Below are 17155 nucleotides of genomic sequence, written 5' to 3'. Positions count from 1 at the left end.
CGACACCGACCAGCCCGACCCCGCCCCGATCGCCGCATAACATCAAACCGGATCCCGCGATGGCCGTCTCTTACACCACTCGCGTGGACGCGACCGCCGACCGTACTCGGCATCAGCATCAGCAGTGCCGTCGGATGGGCACGTCGAGCCGCCCGGGACTGGACCCCGTACCTGCAGGCACGTCTTCAACAGTCACCTGAGCCCTGAACCCTGGAACTCGAGTAGCACCCGACTGCCCGCGCGGCCCGTCGGCAGTTTTCCGGTGTGCGTCCCCTTATTGATCGCCACACGGGCGGCTACGAAGGAAGCAACCGGGCCCAGGTCAGAGCGGACCAGTCGCAGCGACACCGCGGGTCCGGGTGGCACAACATAGCTTGGCCAAGAAGTGTTGGCCAAGCTATGTTGGGTCAATGTCGTCCGATCAGAAGAAGCAAATCAGCGACCCGCAGGCCCTGCGCGCGCTCGCCCATCCCATCCGGCTCAAGCTCCTCGAGCTGCTCACCGTCGACGGTCCGGCCTCTGGTCGAAAGCTGGCCGACCGGACCGGCGAGTCCACGGCATCCATCAGCTATCACATTGGCCAGCTAGCCAGGTGGGGCCTCGTCGAGCCCGCACCCGAACTGGCTGAAGGACGCGAACGGCCATGGCGAGCAACCAGCCGCGGGATCACCTGGTCGGCGACCGGTGACGGCTCACCGGAGTTCGTCGCCGCCTCCCGGGCGCTGCGAGAGCAGTTCATCGCCCAGCGGCTCGCCGCCTTGGACGCCTACGAACGCCACCAGGACGACTTCGACACCGCCTGGCAGGAAGCGGCCTGGGTCGGCGAAGACATCGGCTACCTCGACCCCGACGAGCTGGTCGAGGTAACTGGCCGCATTAAAGCCGTCATTGGCGAGTACACCGCCGCCACACGGCCCCGCTCGGCGCACGCCCGCCGTGTCGCCTTCTTCGGATACGCCGTCCCCACGCACGACGGTCCAGGCTGATGCTGCACACACCGGGACTGCTCGCCCTGTTCGTCGCGAAGCTGGTGTCCACCTTCGGCTCGTGGCTTACCCTCCTGGCGCTGCCGTGGTTCGTCCTGGTGACCACCGGCTCGCCGGTGAAGATGAGCGCGGTCCTGGCCGCAGAGTTCCTCGGCGTCGCGACACTGGGCCTGCCCAGCGGGAAGGTCGTGGCCCGGCTGGGCGTACGGCGCACCATGCTGATCTGCGACGCGGCGCGCGTACCGCTGATGGCGCTGATTCCGCTGCTGCATCAGACGGGATGGCTGAGCCTGCCGGCCCTGCTGGTGGTCTCGTTCGGTCTCGGTGCGTTCACCGCTCCCTATGTCTCCTCGCAGCGGCTCATCCTGGCCGACCTCCTCGGCCCGACACGGGGCACCGACGAGAAACTCCTCGCCCGGGCCAACAGCCTGATCGACGGTGCGACCAGAGTCGCCGCCCTCGCCGGGCCCGCCCTCGGCGGCCTACTCATCGCCCTGCTCGGGCCAGCCCAGGTCCTCTGGATCGACGCCGGCACCTACCTCATCTCCTACCTCATCCTGGCCGCCTTCGTTCGACCGCCGGCCACTGTCGTCGCAGGCACGGACAGGGAGTCCTCTCGTGCGAGCGACGAGCAGAGCGCCACGTTCGCGGGCCTACGCCACGCGCTGCGCCACCGAGCACTTCGCCTCTTCGTACTCGCCCTGACGTTCGTGACCATCTCGGTCCCCGCTGTATTCATCTGCCTGCCAGTGCTGGTCATGGATGACCTGGGAGGCGACCCTCGAACGCTAGGGCTACTCACCGCGGCAAACGGTGCCGGCCTCGCCATCGGCAGCCTGGTGGCCGTCACCGGCCTGAGCCGGATGAACAACACCGCCCTCACCGGCGCCGCCATGCTGCAATGCGCCCCGCTGTGGCTACTGCTCGTCGATCAGGCATTCGCAGTGGCCAGCGGACTGTTCCTGGTAGGACTGGCCACGCCGTTGCTAGCCGCAACTCTCAACACCCGCGTCACGCTCCGCACCCCGGCACCTATCCGACCTTACGTGATGACCGCAGTGACGACCACCGAAAACTTGGCGGCATTCGTCGGATACACCGCCGCCGGGCCGGCGTTGCAACTCAGCGGGCTACGCACAGTCTTCGCCGTGATAGCAACCCTGGCCGCCCTCGGCGCGATCACCTTCGCCATGGCCCTACGCGCCGACCACTCACCACCGGCCGTGCCGAGCCAGCGCCCCCGTGAGCCCGGGCAACACCGCCACACGCCGGCGATCCACGAACCTGCGGCCGGGACGGAAGGCAATCTATGACCCGGCAGTGGTTCTCGTTTCAGAGAGGCACAAAGGAACAGGCCAGTGTCCTCAACTGGCCGCTGACCGAGCGGCTAGCCAGGCGTCACAAGCAGCTAGCAGCCCCAGGAACGGCATGCCAGAGCCCTGATGTTGGAGCTGGCGAATACAGCAGGTAACCAATACCGCGCACCGCCAGGCGCTCGCCCGGACATGTCGGTGTACGGCGTTCCGCTGCTGCTCGGAGAGGAGGAGGGCTACGTCGGCGAGCCGTGGAAGTGGCATCGGGCAATCGACCCGCATACTCAGGTAGACCCTCGGCTGGGCCGACGAAGCTGCGGGACCGTACCCCGCCGACCGGTAGACCTGGCTGGTGCTGGCCGCCCACACCCAACTGCGTCATGCCAGCACCGCCGCCGGCGACCTGCACCGGCCCTGGGAACGCCCCGGGCAGCCATGGGAGGTGGGCGGTCTCGTGTTCGCTCGGCCCACGCCCCGGCACCGGGGCCGATCGGGACGAGGACGCGGCCCTGATCCAGGAAGTCGACACACTGGACGGAACGGGGCGGCCCTCGGTCACGATGAGGAGCGTCTCTATTGTGACGGTATGTCCATCGAGTTGGTGTCGCGCTTCACGGTTGACGACGGCGAGCTCAGCGCGCTGCGCGCGCGCCTTCGGCGGCGGCGGCGACCAGTTGACACCGTGGCGCGAGCGTCTGCAACGACACGCTCTGAGTTGGGTGGGCGCGTTCGACGCCGGACGCCTGGTGGGCTTCGTGCAGGTGTGTTGGGACGGGGGAGCCCACGCGTTCCTTCTGGATACCGCAGTGGATCCGCCTTGGCAGCACCAGGGGATCGGTCGGCGGCTGGTCGAGGCTGCGGCGGCGGACGCTGCGGCGGCCGGCTGCCACTGGCTGTACGTCGATTTCGAACCCCACCTGGAGACGTTCTATCTGCAAGGATGCGGATTCACGTCCACCCCGGCCGGTCTGTTGCGCCTCGGCGGCGAGTCGGGCGTCGGCTCCTGAGCGTGGCGCGGCCGGCATCTGGTGTCCGCCGTCGCGCCGCGCCCACCCCGCCTGACGGGCCCGCGCCGGCGGCGGGTACGAACTCTGGCGCGGCGGGGGCTTCGCCGCCGACTCCGGTTGCCGGGCTACGACGCGGCTGCGCCACCGTCGGGGAAGTTCTCGGCCACCGCCACTTCCTCGATCCAGCCGAGGGCGGCGATCGCGGTGGGAAAGCCGCAGGTGGTGATGGCGCCGAGGGCGACGGCGCGCACCTCGTCGAGCGTTGCTCCGTGCTCGACGGCTTTGCGAACGTTGGAGCGCACCGCCCCCTCGGCCTCGGCTCCGATCGCCATGGCAAGTCGGATCAGCCGGTCGGTCCGCTCGTCGAAGGGGCTGCGCTCACGTACGAGGCGGGCGAGCATCCCCTGCGCCTCGGCGACCTCCGGGAAGCGATCGAGGAACTGCTTGTAGATGGTGGGCAGGTAGTCGGCCACGTCTCCTCCGCCGGTGTCCGTGAGTTCTCAGTCCTCACCCTAGTTGTGACGCGGGGGCGACGTTCGTTCCTGCCCTCACCGAACCGGTGACCCGGGCCGCCGGGCGGTCGCCTCGCGTACCGCGGCCGGCGAGGCGGGAACGGCCGGGACGGGGCCGCGGCGCGCCCGGTAGACGACGTACGGGCGCCACAGGTAGGCCAGCGGCGCAGACCAGACGTGAACGAGCCGGGTGAACGGCCACAGCGCCAGGAACAGGAACCCGCCGATGGCGTGCAACTGGTAGACCAGCGGCGCGTCGACCATGAGGTCGCTGCGCGGCGCGAACCAGAAGACGCTGCGGAACCAGACAGCGATCGTCTCCCGGTAGTCGTACCCGCTCCCGAGCAGGTTGGTGGCGACCGTGGCGGTCATGCCGAGCGTGGCCATGGCCGCCAGCGCGGCATAGAGCACCTTGTCCATGAGGGTGGTCTTACGCCGGATCCGCCCGTTGACGAAGCGGCGGGCGATGAGCAGGACCAGCCCGGCAACGAGCATGAGGCCGGTGATGGTGCCGCCCCAGACGGCGGTCAGGTGGTAGGCGTGCTCGGGGATGCCGACGGCCTCGGTGACGGAGGCCGGCACCAGCAGCCCCATGGCGTGCCCGCCGATGACGCCGAACGCGCCGAGGTGGAACAGCGGCGATCCCAGGCGCAGGATCCGGTTCTCCAGCAGCTGGCTGGTGTGGGTGGTCCACCCGAACTGGTCGTGTCGCCACCGCCACACGTGGCCGGCGACGAACACCGACAGGCACAGGTAGGGCAGGACGATCCAGATGACGGTGTTCATCGCGGCGCCTCCGACGGGCGGCAGGTGGGGTAGGGGGCGAGGCCGACGCCGGTGAGCTCGTCGGGGCCGAGGGCGTCCAGGCCGACGGACTCGACGGGCGGGCCGTCGAGGGCGAGCGCCGCGATGGCGTCCCGGTCGGCGTCGGTCAGCGGGGGCAGGGCGCTGGTGATCGCGTCGAGGAGCAGGTGGTAGGGCGTGCGGAGCTCGGCCAGCGCGGCGCGCAGCAGTTCGATACCGCGCCGGTGCTGGCGCAGCGGGGCTTCCCCCGGACCGGGGCCGACGGTCGCGGCGAACTCGAGCACGACCGGCAGCAGGTCGGGCAGCTCGCCGCCGGTCAGCCGCAGCCCGTGGGCGCGGTAGCGCTGCTGGAGGATGAGCAGCGCCATCCCCCGCTTGCGGGTGTCACCGTGCAGGTAGTACGTCAGGTACAGGCCGGAACGGCGGCGCAGGTCGAAGGTCTGCACGTAGTGCCGCTGCACGTCGATCGGCGCGGTGCCCAGCAGCCAGGTGAGGAACTCCTCGACCTGGCCGCGCAGCCGCGGGTGCCCGATCCGCGCGGCTGCGCCGCGCAGCTCGTCCCCGGCGTCGAGCAGGTCGGCGTCGGGGTAGCCGAGCACCACGGACGTGAGCTGGAACAGCCGGATCCGGTCGGCCGCGGTCACCGGGACGGTGTCGATGGCGGAGGCGGTCATGACCGGCCCCGCAGCGGGTTGATGGACAGCCCGGCCCGCCCGTCGCGGCGACGGCTGACCAGCCCGCGCCGGCCGACATGCACGTCGTCCTCGCCGTCGACGAGGTGGAAACGCTCCACGGCCGCTGCGACCGGCGCCTCGCCCCCCATGCCAGGTCCGCCCTCGCAGTCGAGTGAGCAGCCGGCCTGCGCGGCCTGTGCCTCGAGGGCGGCGGCGTCGGCGCGGTAAGCGGTCGGGATGACGTACCGCTCGTCGTACTTGGCGATCGCCAGCAGCCGGTACATCGACTCGACCTGGTCGGCGGTCATCCCGATGCGGTCCACCAGGTCCTGGGCGACGGTGCCGTCGAGGGTGCGGGCGCGCATGTACGAGCGCATGGCGGCCAGCTTCATCAGCACGCCGGCGATGGCGTCGGCGTCGCCGGCGGTGAACAGCTCGGCCAGGTACTCCACCGGGATACGTAGGTCCCGGACGGTGTGGAACACCGCGTCGGCGTCCGTGTCGTCCCGGCCGGCCGCGCCGGTCGCGTCGAGCACCGGCGACAGCGGGGGCACGTACCAGACCATCGGCAGCGTGCGGTACTCGGGGTGCAACGGCAGCGCGATACGGTACTCACTGATCAGCCGCCACACCGGCGACAGCTTCGCCGCCTCGATCCACTCGGCGGGCATGCCGGCGTCGCGGGCCGCCTGTTGCACCGCCGGGTCGTGCGGGTCCAGGAAGACGTCGCGCTGGGCGTCGAGCAGGTCGCGCTCGTCCGGTACCGATGCGGCGGCGAGCACGCCGTCCTCGTCGTAGAAGACGATGCCGAGGTAGCGCAGCCGCCCCACGCACGTCTCGGAGCAGATGGTGGGCTGCCCGGCCTCGATACGCGGAAAGCACAGCGTGCACTTCTCGGCCTTGCCGGTGGCGTGGTTGACGTACACCTTCTTGTACGGGCACGCCGACACGCACATCCGCCAGCCCCGGCACTTGTCCTGGTCGACCAGCACGATGCCGTCCTCTTCCCGCTTGTACATCGCGCCGGACGGGCAGGCCGACACGCACGCCGGGTTGAGGCAGTGCTCGCAGATGCGCGGCAGGTGGAACATGAAGGTCTTCTCGAACTCGAACCTGACCTTCGCCACGGCGTCGGCGGGCATACGCGCGATGTTCGGGTCGGCGTCGGCGCGCTCGTGGGCGCCGCCGAGGCTGTCCTCCCAGTTCGCGCCCCACTGCACCGACATCGGCTCGCCGGTCAGGGCGGAGTACGGCTGCTTGACCGGCGTGTCGGTGAGGCCGGCGGGCGCGCTGACGAGGATGTCCTTGTCGAAGGTCGCCGGCTCGTAGTAGTCGTCGAGCGTCGGCAGGTCCGGGTTGGCGAAGATCCTCGTCAGCCGCTTGACCCGCCCGCCGGAGCGCAGGGTCAGCCGCCCCTTGCCGTCGAGCTTCCACCCGCCGTGCCAGCGGTCCTGGTCCTCGTAGTGCTTGGGGTATCCGATGCCCGGCTTGGTCTCGACGTTGTTGAACCACACGTACTCGGTGCCCTCACGGTTGGTCCAGGTCTGCTTGCACGTCACCGAGCAGGTGTGGCAGCCGATGCACTTGTCGAGGTTCATCACCATGGCGACCTGCGCGCGAATCCGCATCAGTACTCCACCTCCTGGTTGCGGCGGCGGATCACGGTGATCTCGTCGCGCTGGCTGCCGATCGGGCCGTAGTAGTTGAAGGCGTAGGTGAGCTGGGCGTGCCCACCGGCGAGGTGGGTGGGCTTGATCAGCAGCCGGGTCATCGAGTTGTGGTAGCCGCCGCGGCGGCCCTTCTTCTCGGCCTTCGGCACGTTCACGGTGCGCTCCGGCGAGTGGTACTGGAACACCGTGCCCTCGGGCATGCGGTGGCTGACCACCGCCCGGGCGACGACGATGCCGTTGCGGTTGTGCGCCTCCACCCACTCGTTGTCCCGGACGCCGATCTTCGCGGCGTCCTCGACGCTCATCCAGATCACCGGCCCGCCCCGCGACAGCGCGAGCATCAGCTCGTTGTCGTGGTACATGGAGTGGATCGACCACTTGGCGTGCGGGGTCAGGAACCGCACCGTCACGCCGCCGTCCACCAGCTCGCCGGGCCTGCCGAAGTGGCGCGCCATGTTCAGCGGCGGGCGGAAGGCCGGCAGCTGTTCACCGAGCTCGGCGATCCAGTCGTGCTCGACGAAGAAGTGCTGCCGGCCGGTGAGGGTGTGCCACGGCTTCGACCGTTCGACGTTGAGGGTGAACGGCGAGTACCGGCGGCCGCCCTTCTCCGACCCCGACCACTCCGGGCTGGTGAAGACCGGCTGCGGCGCGTCCTGGGTGTCCGGGTACGAGATCCGGTCCTGCTCGTGGCCGGCGACCAGGTCGACGAAGGGCTGCCCGGTACGCTTCTCCAAGGCGGCGAAGCCGGCCGCGGCGACCCGGCCGTTGGTGGTGCCGGACAACGCGAGGATCGCCTCGCACATCCGGTCGGCGGTGGCCAACGACGGGCGCCCGGCGAAGGGGCCGTCCGCGACCACGCCGTTCTGGTGCCGCAGGTATTCGATCTCCGCGGTGACGTCGACCGTGATCGCCTTGGTGGTGGTGCCGAGGGTGTCCAGCAGCGGGCCCACGGCGCGCATCTTGGCGCCGATCAGCGGGTAGTCGCGTTCGATCTCGACCAGCTTCGGCATCGTGACACCGGGTACGGGCTCGCAGTCGCCCGCCTTCCAGTCGCGTACCCGGCCACCGGGCGTGGCCAGCTCGTCCGGGGTGTCGTGGAGCAACGGCACCGCGAGGACGTCCCGGCGCACACCCAGGTGAACGCTGGCGAGTTCGCTGAACCGGTCGGCGAGGGCGAGGAAGGTGTCGTAGTCGGTGTGCGCGTCCGCCGGCGGCTCGACGGCCGGGCTGAACGCGTGCACGAACGGGTGCATGTCGGTGGTCGAGATGTCGTGCTTCTCGTACCAGGTGGCGGCCGGTAGGACCACGTCGGCGTGCAGGCCGGTGTTGGTCATCCGGAAGTCGATCGCCGTGAGCAGGTCCAGCTTCCCGGCCGGCGCCTCGTCGCGCCAGACCACGTCGCGGGGCCGCTGGCCGGGGGCGCACTCCTCCGCGCTCGCGAGGGAGTCCACGCCGAGCAGGTGCCGCATGAAGTACTCGTTGCCCTTGCCCGAGGAGCCCAGCAGGTTGGCCCGCCACAGGGTCAGGCACCGGGGAAAGTTCATCGGGTCGTCGGGGTCCTCGGCCACCGCCCTGAGCCGGCCGGCCTTCAGTTCGTCCACCACGTACTGCTGGACGGTGCGGCCCGCCGCGGCCGCCTCGTCGGTGAGGTCCAGCGGGTTGCGGTTGAACGCCGGGTGGCCGGGGCTCCAGCCCATCCGCTGGGCGGCCGCGACCGTGTCCGCGAACGACATCCCGGCGAACCGGCCGGTACCCAGCGGTGACGACAGCTCGTCGGCGGGCACCCGCTCGTAGCGCCACTGGTCGGTGTGCAGGTACCAGAACGGGGTGGCGGCCTGGTGGCGCATCGGGCGCTGCCAGTCGAAGGCGAACGACATGTGCTGCTGGCCGGTCAGCGGCCTGGCCTTCTCCTGGCCGACGTAGTGCGCCCAGCCGCCCCCGTTGACGCCCTGGCAGCCGGTCAGCGTGACGAGCGCGATGAAGGCCCGGTACGTCATGTCGGAGTGGAACCACTGGTTCGCGCCGGCGCCGAGGACGATCATCGAACGGCCCCGGCTGCGCTCGGCGTTGCGCGCGAACTCGCGGCCGATCCGGGCGGCGAGCGCCGCCGGCACGCCGGTGATCTGCTCCTGCCAGGCCGGGGTGTTGGGGGAGTCCACGTCGTCGTACCCGGTCGGCCAGTCACCCGGCAGGTCTCCGCGGCGCACCCCGTACTCGGCCATCAGCAGGTCGAACACGGTGGTGACGAGGTGGTCGCCCACGCGGGTGACCGGCACGCCGCGGCGCATCGTGGTGCCGCCTTCGGTGTCGCCGATGTCGAAGCGGGCCAGGTCGACCTCCACGGCGTCGTCGGTACGGCCGAGCAGGCCGAGGGCGGGCACGACATCGCCGAGGTCCAGGTTCCACCGGCCGGCGTCGTGGGCGCCGTAGCGGAAGCCGAGCGAGCCGTTCGGCACCACCGGCTCGCCCGTACGCTCGTCGACCAGCACCGTCTTGTGCTCGCCGCCGTCGTCGCCGAGGTCGGCTGCGGTGAGGAACCGGTCGGGCGTCCACCCGCCGCCCGCGCGCTGCCGGAGCGTGACCAGGAACGGCAGGTCGGTGTACCTGCGTACGTAGTCGGTGAAGTACGGCACCTGCCGGTCGCGGAAGAACTCGGCGAGGATGACGTGGCCCATCGCCATGGCGAGGGCGCCGTCGGTACCGGGGTGCGGGGCGAGCCAGTCGTCGGCGAACTTGACGTTGTCGGCGTAGTCCGGGCTGACCGCGACCACCTTGGTCCCCTTGTAGCGGGCCTCGGCCAGGAAGTGCGCGTCCGGGGTGCGGGTCACCGGGATGTTGGAGCCCCACATCATCAGGTACGTGGCGTTCCACCAGTCGCCCGCCTCGGGCACGTCGGTCTGGTCACCCCAGATCTGCGGCGAGGCGACCGGCAGGTCGGCGTACCAGTCGTAGAAGCTGAGCAGCGTGCCGCCGAGCAGCGCGTGGTAGCGGGTGCCGGCGGCGAACGACGCCATCGACATCGCCGGGATCGGCGAGAAACCCACGACCCGGTCCGGCCCGTACGTCTTGGTGGTGTAGACGTGCGCGGCGGCCATCATGGTGATCGCCTCGTCCCAGGTGGCACGGACGAAGCCGCCGCGCCCGCGCTGGCTCTTGTAGGCCCGTGCCTTCAGCGGATTCTCCACGATCTCGGCCCAGGCTGACACGGGGTCGCCGAGGCGCTGGTACGCCTCGCGGAACATCTCGGCGAGGACCCCGCGCACGTACGGGTGGCGTACCCGCGACGGGGAGTACTCGTACCAGGAGAAGGAGGCGCCCCGGGGGCAGCCGCGCGGCTCGTAGTCCGGGGAGTCCGCACCCGTCGTCGGGTAGTCGGTGGCCTGGTGCTCCCAGGTGATCAGTCCGTCCTTGACGAAGACGTTCCAGGAGCACGAGCCGGTGCAGTTGACGCCGTGGGTGGAGCGGACGACGCGGTCGTAGCGCCAGCGGTCGCGGTAGAACGACTCCCAGCCGTTCTCCTCGACCTGGTGCAGGGTCCGACCATGGTCGCCGGTCGTCGTCCCGGTCAGGAAGCGGCGAGCGGCCAGCAGCGGCGCCATGCCGGGAACCTGGTCCGTCGCGGGAGGCTGGGCGGCGTCCGGCGAGCGGTGTGGTGACACGGCGGTCACTCCTTCGGCGTCGAGTGAGGCGACGGCCCGTGGCGCGTCGGTGCCGCGCTGCCGCGCCGCACCAGCCCAGCCTCCCGTGCGAATACCTGCGGATCGGGAGGCTGCGGTCCCGGGCCGGAAGGACCAAAGTCCTGACGTCGCGGGATCGGCGGTGGCAGACGCCCGGTGGCCGCCCTCTGCGCGATCCCACGCCGTACCTCGTGGGAGCAGTCCGGGGATCGTCGGCCGGCGATCCGGTGCCGGACCGCGAACCCTGCCGAGCGGGGTCACGTCGGCACGCGGCCCGCAGGTCGTCCAGCACGTGTTCCTCCACGGGAACAGGCATGCGGTGGACGGGTGACGGCGGCCGAATCGCCGCGAGGCCATGGTCAAAACACGGGCTGGCGGTGAACCAGGAAGGGCCCGCTCACGAGCGGGCGAGCGTGGTGGCGCCGTCAGCGGCGGTGCCGCCTACCAGCCGGCCAGCAGGGCGCAGCCGCCGGCGGCGACGGTCGGGGTCCGCCAGCACGGCTGGGTGGAGCTCACGCTCGGCGGGACGCCGTCCGGGCTCCGGACCGGCGCCGGCCGGCGGTGTCGGCCGTGGGCACGACCAGGCGCACCACGCAGGCGTCCGGCGCGCCGAACGGCTCGAGGGCGGCGCTGGCGGACGGGGCCCCGGCCTGCTCCAGGGCACCCTGGACCACGCCGACGTGGAGGTTGCAGATCGCGTCCGGGTTGCGGTTGACCAGCTCCAGGAAGGGGCAGGTGTGCAGGTGGATCTCGGTCCGTCCGTCGCCGGTGTGGTGCAGGCGAGGGCTGAAGCCGAGGCCGTGCAGCACGGCGAGGAGAACGTCGGTCGGGTCATCACCGGGCGGGGTGGCGGCGGCCAGTTGCCGGCCCCAGTCCTGCCCGGCCCGGGCGGCTTCGGCCCGCACGTCGCCCCGGTTACGCCGAGACAGATGGTCGAGCAGGGCGACGGCCAGGGCCCGGTACGGCGCGGGCGCAGGAGCCTCGGCCGCGACGGTCCGGTAGCGCCAGGCCGGCCTGCCCGGCTGACCGCCGCTGGCCCGGGCCTTGACCAGCAGGCCCGCGTCGACCAGCCGGTCGAGGTGGGCGCGGGCGGTCGACGGGTGCAGCCCGGTCCGCTCTCCCACCTCCGCGATGGTCATGCCGCCCCCGGACGCCTTGATGATCTCCAGGATCGAGGCCCGGCTCTCGGTGCCGAGCGCCCGGTACCGGCCCGTGTCGATCACTTCCCCGATCGGCCCTGTCCTCGTGGTTTCCACGCTGAATAACGTTACAACGTCGCCCGCCGTGAAAACCCGGCAGTCACTCCTCCGCCGGCCAGGGGAACGAGCCGGGCCGGTAGCCGCAGGAGGGATCCTGTGCCCACAGGTCCCCGGTGACCGCGTACGCCCGGGCCCGGGATCCGCCGCACACCGCGCGGAACTCGCAGGCACCGCAGCGTCCCCGCAGCCGACCCGGATCCCGCAGGCCGGTGAACAGCTCGGAGTCGCGGTAGATGTCGACCAGCGACAGCCGCCGGACGTTGCCCGCGGGCAACGGCAGGAACCCGCTCGGGTGGACGTCGCCGCGGTGCGAGACGAAGACGAAGCCATTGCCCGCGCTGACCCGCAGTGGCGCCCGTCGCACCCGATCGGCCCGACCGGTCAGGCCGTGCTCGTCCAGGCGCGCGCGCAGTTCCCGGTACAGCAGCCCCAACCCGAACGCCGTCACCGGGTCCTCCCCGCGGCGCGCCAGCGCGTCGCGTTGCAGGCAGACCCGGCGGAAGTGGTGCGCCTCGGTGGTCTTCACCGGCACGGTTTCCCCGAGGTCGTAGAGCACGTGCAGCACGTCCTCGGTCTCCGCCGCGTCCAGGCTCGCCAACGCCCGTCCACGACCGGTCGGCACGAGGAAGAAGACGCTCCACAGCGAGACGCCCCGATCGTGCACCTGGGCCGCGATCGCCGGCAGGTCGCGCACCGTGTCCCGGGTGACCGTCGTGTTGATCTGGACCTTGAGTCCCAGGTCCCGCGCGTCCTGCCAGGCCCGGCCGGTGAGCTCCCAGACTCCCGGCACGCCCCGGAAACCGTCGTGTCCGGCGGCGGTGGCCGCGTCCAGGCTCAGCGAGATGGCCCGGGCGCCGGCGTTCCGGATGGCGGCCAGGGCGTCCCGGGTGAGCGTCGGGGTGCCCGACGGCGACACCGACACCGGCAGGCCCAGTTCGTCCCCCCGGCGGACCAGCGTCTCCAGGTCCGGCCGCTGGAACGGGTCCCCACCGGTGATCACGAACAGCGGCGCGGGACGGCCGAAGTCCGCGACCTGGGCCATGAGCGTCGTCGCCTCGTCGGTGTCGAGCTCGGCCGGGTCGCGCAGCGGCCGGGCCGACGCGCGGCAGTGCCGGCAGGCCAGCGGGCAGGCCCGGGTGGCCTCCCAGATGACGATGAACGGGCGCTCCCGTACGTCATGTCGTGGTGTCCGCACCGATGCTCCCGCCCGGTGCGGCCCGCCGCCTGATGCCGATGTGGTAACCCGTGTCACGGCGTGGACGGTGCCCGGCGGAAACGACGCGCACCAGGGACCGGAGACCCTCGTCGGTGGGCCGCCCGACCCGGGAATGCCACGGTCGCCTCGGCCGTGCCGGCACGGCCGACGGCGCTCGTCCCCAGCCGCCGAACCGCCCCGTTCCCACCTGCGGCCGCCGCGAACCCGGGCGTCCCGACCACGGGCGCAACTGCCCGGTGATCTCGGGACCTTCGGCCCGGTCCGGCGAGTTATCGGGTCGGCAGGATTTCCGGGACGTCCCTCCGGTCGGCGTCGCCGCGACCGGTCCAACCGTGGACGCCACAGCGACCGATCGGAGGCATGAGGCGTATGTCGCGAGCGACCGAGGAGGCGCAGCGGGCACTGCTGGCCGTGGGTGGCCGCGCGCCCACCCGGACCGGCGGGGACGGACCACCTCGGCCACGGCGCCGGGGCCGGACCCGGACGGGCCGATGACCACCGTGCGGGTCCGGTACTTCGGCGGCACCCGGGCCGCCGCCGGAGTGCCGGAGGAGGACCAGCGGGCCGGCACGCTGACCGAACTGCTCGACCGGATCGGCGACCGACACGGACCGGAACTGCGGACCGCCCTGCGGGCGTGCAGCTTCCTGGTCGACGGCACCCAGTGGCGCGACGAACACCAGCCCCTACCTCCGGCCGCCACGGTCGACGTGCTACCGCCGTTCGCCGGCGGCTGAGCCGCGAAGGAGACATCATGGCCGACCCACGGCTGGACGACTGGCTTCCCGGCGCCGCGGCGGCGCTCGACCTGCCGACGCCGTCGAGCGACGACACCCGCGCACTGCTCGACCTGGTGCGGACGGTGGCGCACGGTGTCTGCCGTCCGGCAGGCCCGCTCGCGGCGTATCTCGTCGGGGTGGCCGTCGGGCGGCGTGCCGACCTCGACGCGGCACGTGTCGCCCTGACCGCCCTCGTACCTGAGGAGGCCCCGTGACCATCGGTGCGGGGCATCCGCACACCTCCCGGCCGACCGACTGCGACGGGCGGGGTGACGGCCCGGCCGGGCCGCGGCGCCCGCGGCGGTGGCGGACCCGGAAGTCCCTCGGATACGGGGACTTCCGGCCCTGACCCGTCCCGTTCCGCTGCAACAGGCTCAAGACCAGGAAGCGGATCATGCCGATCCTTCTGGCCTGGGCACCCCTCGACAACCTCGACGGAGAAAGCGATGACCATGACCGGAGAAAGACACCCGGCGACGGGCAACCGGACGCAGCCGGCCAACACCAGCGGCGCGCCCCTTCAACTCGCCGTCGTCACCCTCGGATTTCTGGTCAACTTCTGGGCGTGGGCGCTGCTCGGACCGCTGGGCCCGGGCATCAAGGAGCGGCTCGGCCTGAGCTTCGCCGCCCAGTCGCTGCTCGTCGCCGTACCGGTGGTCGTCGGTTCGCTCGGCCGCATCCCGGTCGGGGCACTCACCGACCGGTACGGCGCGCGCCTGGTGTTTCCCCTGGTCACCGTGGCGACGATCGTCCCGGTGCTGACGCTCACCGTGGTCGACTCCTACGCAGCGCTGATCCTGACCGGCTTCTTCCTCGGCATCGGCGGCACCGCGTTCGCCGTCGGCGTCCCGCACGTCTCCGGCTGGTACCCGCCGGCGCGGCGGGGCTTCGCCATCGGGGTGTTCGGCGTGGGCATGGGTGGCACGGCGATCGCGAACTTCAGCACCGTCCGGCTGGCCGACGCCTACGGCGAACGGGCTCCGTTCCTGCTCGTCGCCGCGATCCTCGCCGGGTACGCGGTGCTGGCGTTCCTGCTGCTGCGGGACGCCCCCGGCCGTACCCGGCCCACCGGCTCCCCCTGGCGGCGACTGGCCGACGTCGGGCGGCTCACCGTGACCTGGCAGCTGTGCTTCCTGTACGCGGTCGGCTTCGGCGGCTTCGTCGCCTTCAGCGTCTACCTACCCGCCTACCTGGGCACCACGTACGAACTGAGCGCCGTCGACGGGGCGCTGCGCACCGCCGGCTTCGTGGTGCTGGCCGTGGCCGCCCGCCCCCTCGGTGGCTGGCTGTCCGACCGTCTGCACCCCGTGCCGGTGCTGGTGTGGTGCTTCGCCCTGGTGGCCGCTCTGGCCGTCGTCCAGGCCTTCGAACCGCCGCTGATGCCGGTTGCCACGGTGGCCCTCCTCGGCATGGCGGGCCTGCTCGGTGCCGCCAGCGGAGCCGTCTTCGCGCTGGTCGGCAAGGTCGCCCCGCCCGAGCAGGTCGGCGCGGTCACCGGGTTGGTCGGCGCGGCGGGCGGCCTCGGTGGATTCGTGCCGCCGCTCGTCATGGGCTGGGTGTACGGCACACAGGGCTCGTACTCGATCGGGCTGATGCTGCTGTCGGACGTGGCACTGGCCGCCGCGGTGTTCACCGCGGTGCGGATGAGCGGCTTCGCCCGCCGGTCCGGTCGGCGTCCGGTGGCGGCGTGAGACCTCGCGGTCGAGCGGGGACGTGCTGGAGTGCGCGGGCATTCACGACGTGCTCCTGACCGTGTCGCGCAACGTCAGGGTCGCCGGGCCGCCGTCGGTGGTGCAGGGGCGAGGGTGACCGCGCCGCTGAGGCGACCCTGACGTTGAAGTCAGCGACGAGGTCGCCGGTGAACAGCGGGAAAACCCGACTGCCAGGGCACGTTCGCGGAATCGCCGTGCAGCGAATCGGTCCAGGGTGAACCGCCGACCATCACCGGCTCCGGTTCGTCGGCCTTACCCGGCTTCGTCGGATCCTCAGCCTGCTTCGTCGACCCGAGCCCGTCGGCGCCGAGCGGGCGGAGTCCATCCGCGCCGAGCGGGCGGTCCCGTTCCGATGCCGGCGGAATGAGCGTGTCGGGGACAACGGCCGCCGGCTCATCGGCGTCCGGCTGCGGCCAGCGCCGCCACCGCTGGACACTGGCGACCCCGACCAGGAGCAGCGAGCCCACCAGCAGCGTCGTCCCGGTCCGTACGGGGGTGAGCAGGTCGATCTGGTAACCCGCCACGCTCAGCTTGTGACCGAGTAGATCCAGCAGCCGTGTCGGGCTGAACAACAGGCCCACGTAGCTGACCGTGTACGCCAGTCCGGTCAGCACCGAGCCGAGCGGGGAGATCCGTACGGTGGCGGTGAGTCCGAGCAGAAGGCCAGCAGCCGCAAGCACCAGCAACGGCTTCAGCAGAGCGTCAGGGGCCAGGGCATCACCACTTTCCTGCGCATCCCCGAACACCCGCAGGGACCGGCCTTGTCCAGCGGCGAGCAGGACCCACGCCAGCGGACCCACGACGAGCGCGGCGATTACGGTCTTGATGTGTCGCATTCGGGCAAGGTACCGAGCTTCCGTCGTTGACCGGCAACGCGATAAGCAAAACTTAACCTGCCACCACGCTGCGTCGTACGGCGTAGCTGACGGTGTCGAAGGTGGGCGGTCAGCATGCGCGGCAGTCGATGAATTCCGCGCCGAAGATCGCGCCGACCCACCCCTATGACGTGGCCGGATCGGCCTCCGCCATGGCGGTGATCCGGTCCCACGCCGGGATGGGCAGGGCGATCACGGCGGCCGGGAAGAGCCCGTGCTCCTCGTTGTCGATGTGCCGGTGCAGCCGGTCCAGGGCGGCGAGCACGGCGGGCCAGTCCGGGGCCGTCCGATCCACCGCACCGAGCACGCCGTGGATGTCGTCGTGTTCGGCGCAGAGCTTGTCGACGGCCTCGGCCAGGCTGCCCTCTTCGCGCAGTTCGACGAAGAGGCCGGTCTCCTCGGTCGCGGTGTGCGGGAGCAGCAGGGAGAGCAGGGCGTCCAGGGCGGCCAGCCGGTCGTCGGTCCCGGCGAGGACGGCCCGGCGGAGCTCGCCGGCCGCGTTGGCGATCTCGTCGTGCTCGGCCGACAGCCGGCCGATCAGCGGAAAGTCGCGGCAGCCGCAGTAGTTGCACATGTCCTTCTCCCTGTCTCCTCCGGGCGCGGTTCGATCGTCCACCCGGTGCGGCACGGCCAGCCAGGCCGAAAGACCCGCCGGCGCCGGGGCGGTGGTC

Annotated in this window: 15 protein-coding genes; 6 read left to right on the top strand and 9 right to left on the bottom strand. The window is 71.5% G+C overall.

Annotated elements, in window-relative coordinates; translation table 11 throughout:
- Positions 1–410: 410 nt before the first annotated feature.
- The 3 genes from AB0L34_RS26200 (at position 411) to AB0L34_RS26190 (ending at position 3306) form a co-directional block, all read left to right on the top strand.
- Entirely contained in the window at positions 411–986 is a 576-nt protein-coding gene (locus AB0L34_RS26200; RefSeq protein ID WP_363707450.1) for a winged helix-turn-helix domain-containing protein, read from the top strand.
- Positions 986–2299: an MFS transporter gene (locus AB0L34_RS26195; protein WP_363707448.1), complete on the top strand. Its 1314-nt coding sequence runs from the start codon at positions 986–988 to the stop codon at positions 2297–2299. Before AB0L34_RS26200 ends, AB0L34_RS26195 begins: the two co-directional genes overlap by 1 nt.
- Positions 2300–2916: 617 nt before the next feature.
- On the top strand, positions 2917–3306 hold the full coding sequence (locus tag AB0L34_RS26190; RefSeq protein WP_363707446.1) for a GNAT family N-acetyltransferase: 390 nt from the start codon (positions 2917–2919) through the stop codon (positions 3304–3306).
- 125 nt (positions 3307–3431) lie between these two features.
- Here AB0L34_RS26190 and AB0L34_RS26185 read toward each other — a convergent pair whose 3' ends face one another.
- The 7 genes from AB0L34_RS26185 to AB0L34_RS26155 all read right to left on the bottom strand — a co-directional run bounded on the left by AB0L34_RS26185 (position 3432) and on the right by AB0L34_RS26155 (position 13154).
- Complete coding sequence (locus AB0L34_RS26185) at positions 3432–3779, bottom strand: carboxymuconolactone decarboxylase family protein (protein ID WP_363707444.1); 348 nt, start codon at positions 3777–3779, stop codon at positions 3432–3434.
- 75 nt (positions 3780–3854) lie between these two features.
- The gene (gene narI, locus AB0L34_RS26180; protein ID WP_363707443.1) at positions 3855–4604 is read right to left on the bottom strand and encodes a respiratory nitrate reductase subunit gamma; all 750 of its coding nucleotides are present in this window, start codon (positions 4602–4604) and stop codon (positions 3855–3857) included.
- Positions 4601–5266, bottom strand: coding sequence for a nitrate reductase molybdenum cofactor assembly chaperone (gene narJ / locus AB0L34_RS26175; RefSeq protein ID WP_363707455.1), 666 nt, complete (start codon positions 5264–5266; stop codon positions 4601–4603). The genes narI and narJ overlap by 4 nt, the downstream gene beginning before the upstream one ends.
- Before the next feature lie 26 nt (positions 5267–5292).
- A complete protein-coding gene (narH, locus tag AB0L34_RS26170; RefSeq protein ID WP_363707441.1) occupies positions 5293–6924 on the bottom strand; it encodes a nitrate reductase subunit beta in 1632 nt (543 codons plus the stop codon).
- The gene (locus AB0L34_RS26165; protein ID WP_363707440.1) at positions 6924–10625 is read right to left on the bottom strand and encodes a nitrate reductase subunit alpha; all 3702 of its coding nucleotides are present in this window, start codon (positions 10623–10625) and stop codon (positions 6924–6926) included. Before AB0L34_RS26165 ends, narH begins: the two co-directional genes overlap by 1 nt.
- Positions 10626–11155: 530 nt before the next feature.
- Positions 11156–11899: a helix-turn-helix domain-containing protein gene (locus AB0L34_RS26160; RefSeq protein WP_363707438.1), complete on the bottom strand. Its 744-nt coding sequence runs from the start codon at positions 11897–11899 to the stop codon at positions 11156–11158.
- Positions 11900–11942: 43 nt separating this feature from the next.
- The gene (locus tag AB0L34_RS26155) at positions 11943–13154 is read right to left on the bottom strand and encodes a TIGR04053 family radical SAM/SPASM domain-containing protein (RefSeq protein WP_363707436.1); all 1212 of its coding nucleotides are present in this window, start codon (positions 13152–13154) and stop codon (positions 11943–11945) included.
- A 455-nt stretch (positions 13155–13609) separates the two neighbouring features.
- Here AB0L34_RS26155 and AB0L34_RS26150 point away from each other — a divergent pair, with 455 nt between their 5' ends.
- The 3 genes from AB0L34_RS26150 (at position 13610) to AB0L34_RS26140 (ending at position 15588) form a co-directional block, all read left to right on the top strand.
- Positions 13610–13855 carry a MoaD/ThiS family protein gene (locus AB0L34_RS26150; protein ID WP_363707434.1) on the top strand — a complete coding sequence of 82 codons (246 nt, stop codon included), beginning with the start codon at positions 13610–13612 and terminating at the stop codon, positions 13853–13855.
- Between the two features lie 17 nt (positions 13856–13872).
- Positions 13873–14112, top strand: coding sequence for a DUF6457 domain-containing protein (locus tag AB0L34_RS26145; RefSeq protein ID WP_363707432.1), 240 nt, complete (start codon positions 13873–13875; stop codon positions 14110–14112).
- A gap of 237 nt (positions 14113–14349) precedes the next feature.
- Positions 14350–15588 (top strand): MFS transporter, encoded by a 1239-nt coding sequence (locus AB0L34_RS26140; protein WP_363707453.1) that lies wholly within the window; start codon positions 14350–14352, stop codon positions 15586–15588.
- 149 nt (positions 15589–15737) lie between these two features.
- On the opposite strand, the gene AB0L34_RS26135 is transcribed toward AB0L34_RS26140, so the two are convergent.
- Both AB0L34_RS26135 and AB0L34_RS26130 read right to left on the bottom strand, forming a co-directional pair.
- Positions 15738–16445 (bottom strand): hypothetical protein, encoded by a 708-nt coding sequence (locus AB0L34_RS26135; RefSeq protein WP_363707430.1) that lies wholly within the window; start codon positions 16443–16445, stop codon positions 15738–15740.
- Positions 16446–16608: 163 nt separating this feature from the next.
- The gene (locus AB0L34_RS26130; protein WP_363707452.1) at positions 16609–17058 is read right to left on the bottom strand and encodes a hemerythrin domain-containing protein; all 450 of its coding nucleotides are present in this window, start codon (positions 17056–17058) and stop codon (positions 16609–16611) included.
- Positions 17059–17155 lie beyond the last annotated feature (97 nt).

This window comes from Micromonospora sp. NPDC052213 (assembly GCF_040679695.1).
In the GTDB taxonomy this organism is placed as follows: Bacteria; Actinomycetota; Actinomycetes; order Mycobacteriales; family Micromonosporaceae; genus Micromonospora.
The sequence above is the reverse complement of the archived record's forward strand: the minus strand, read 5'-3'. Positions and strand labels throughout refer to the sequence as shown.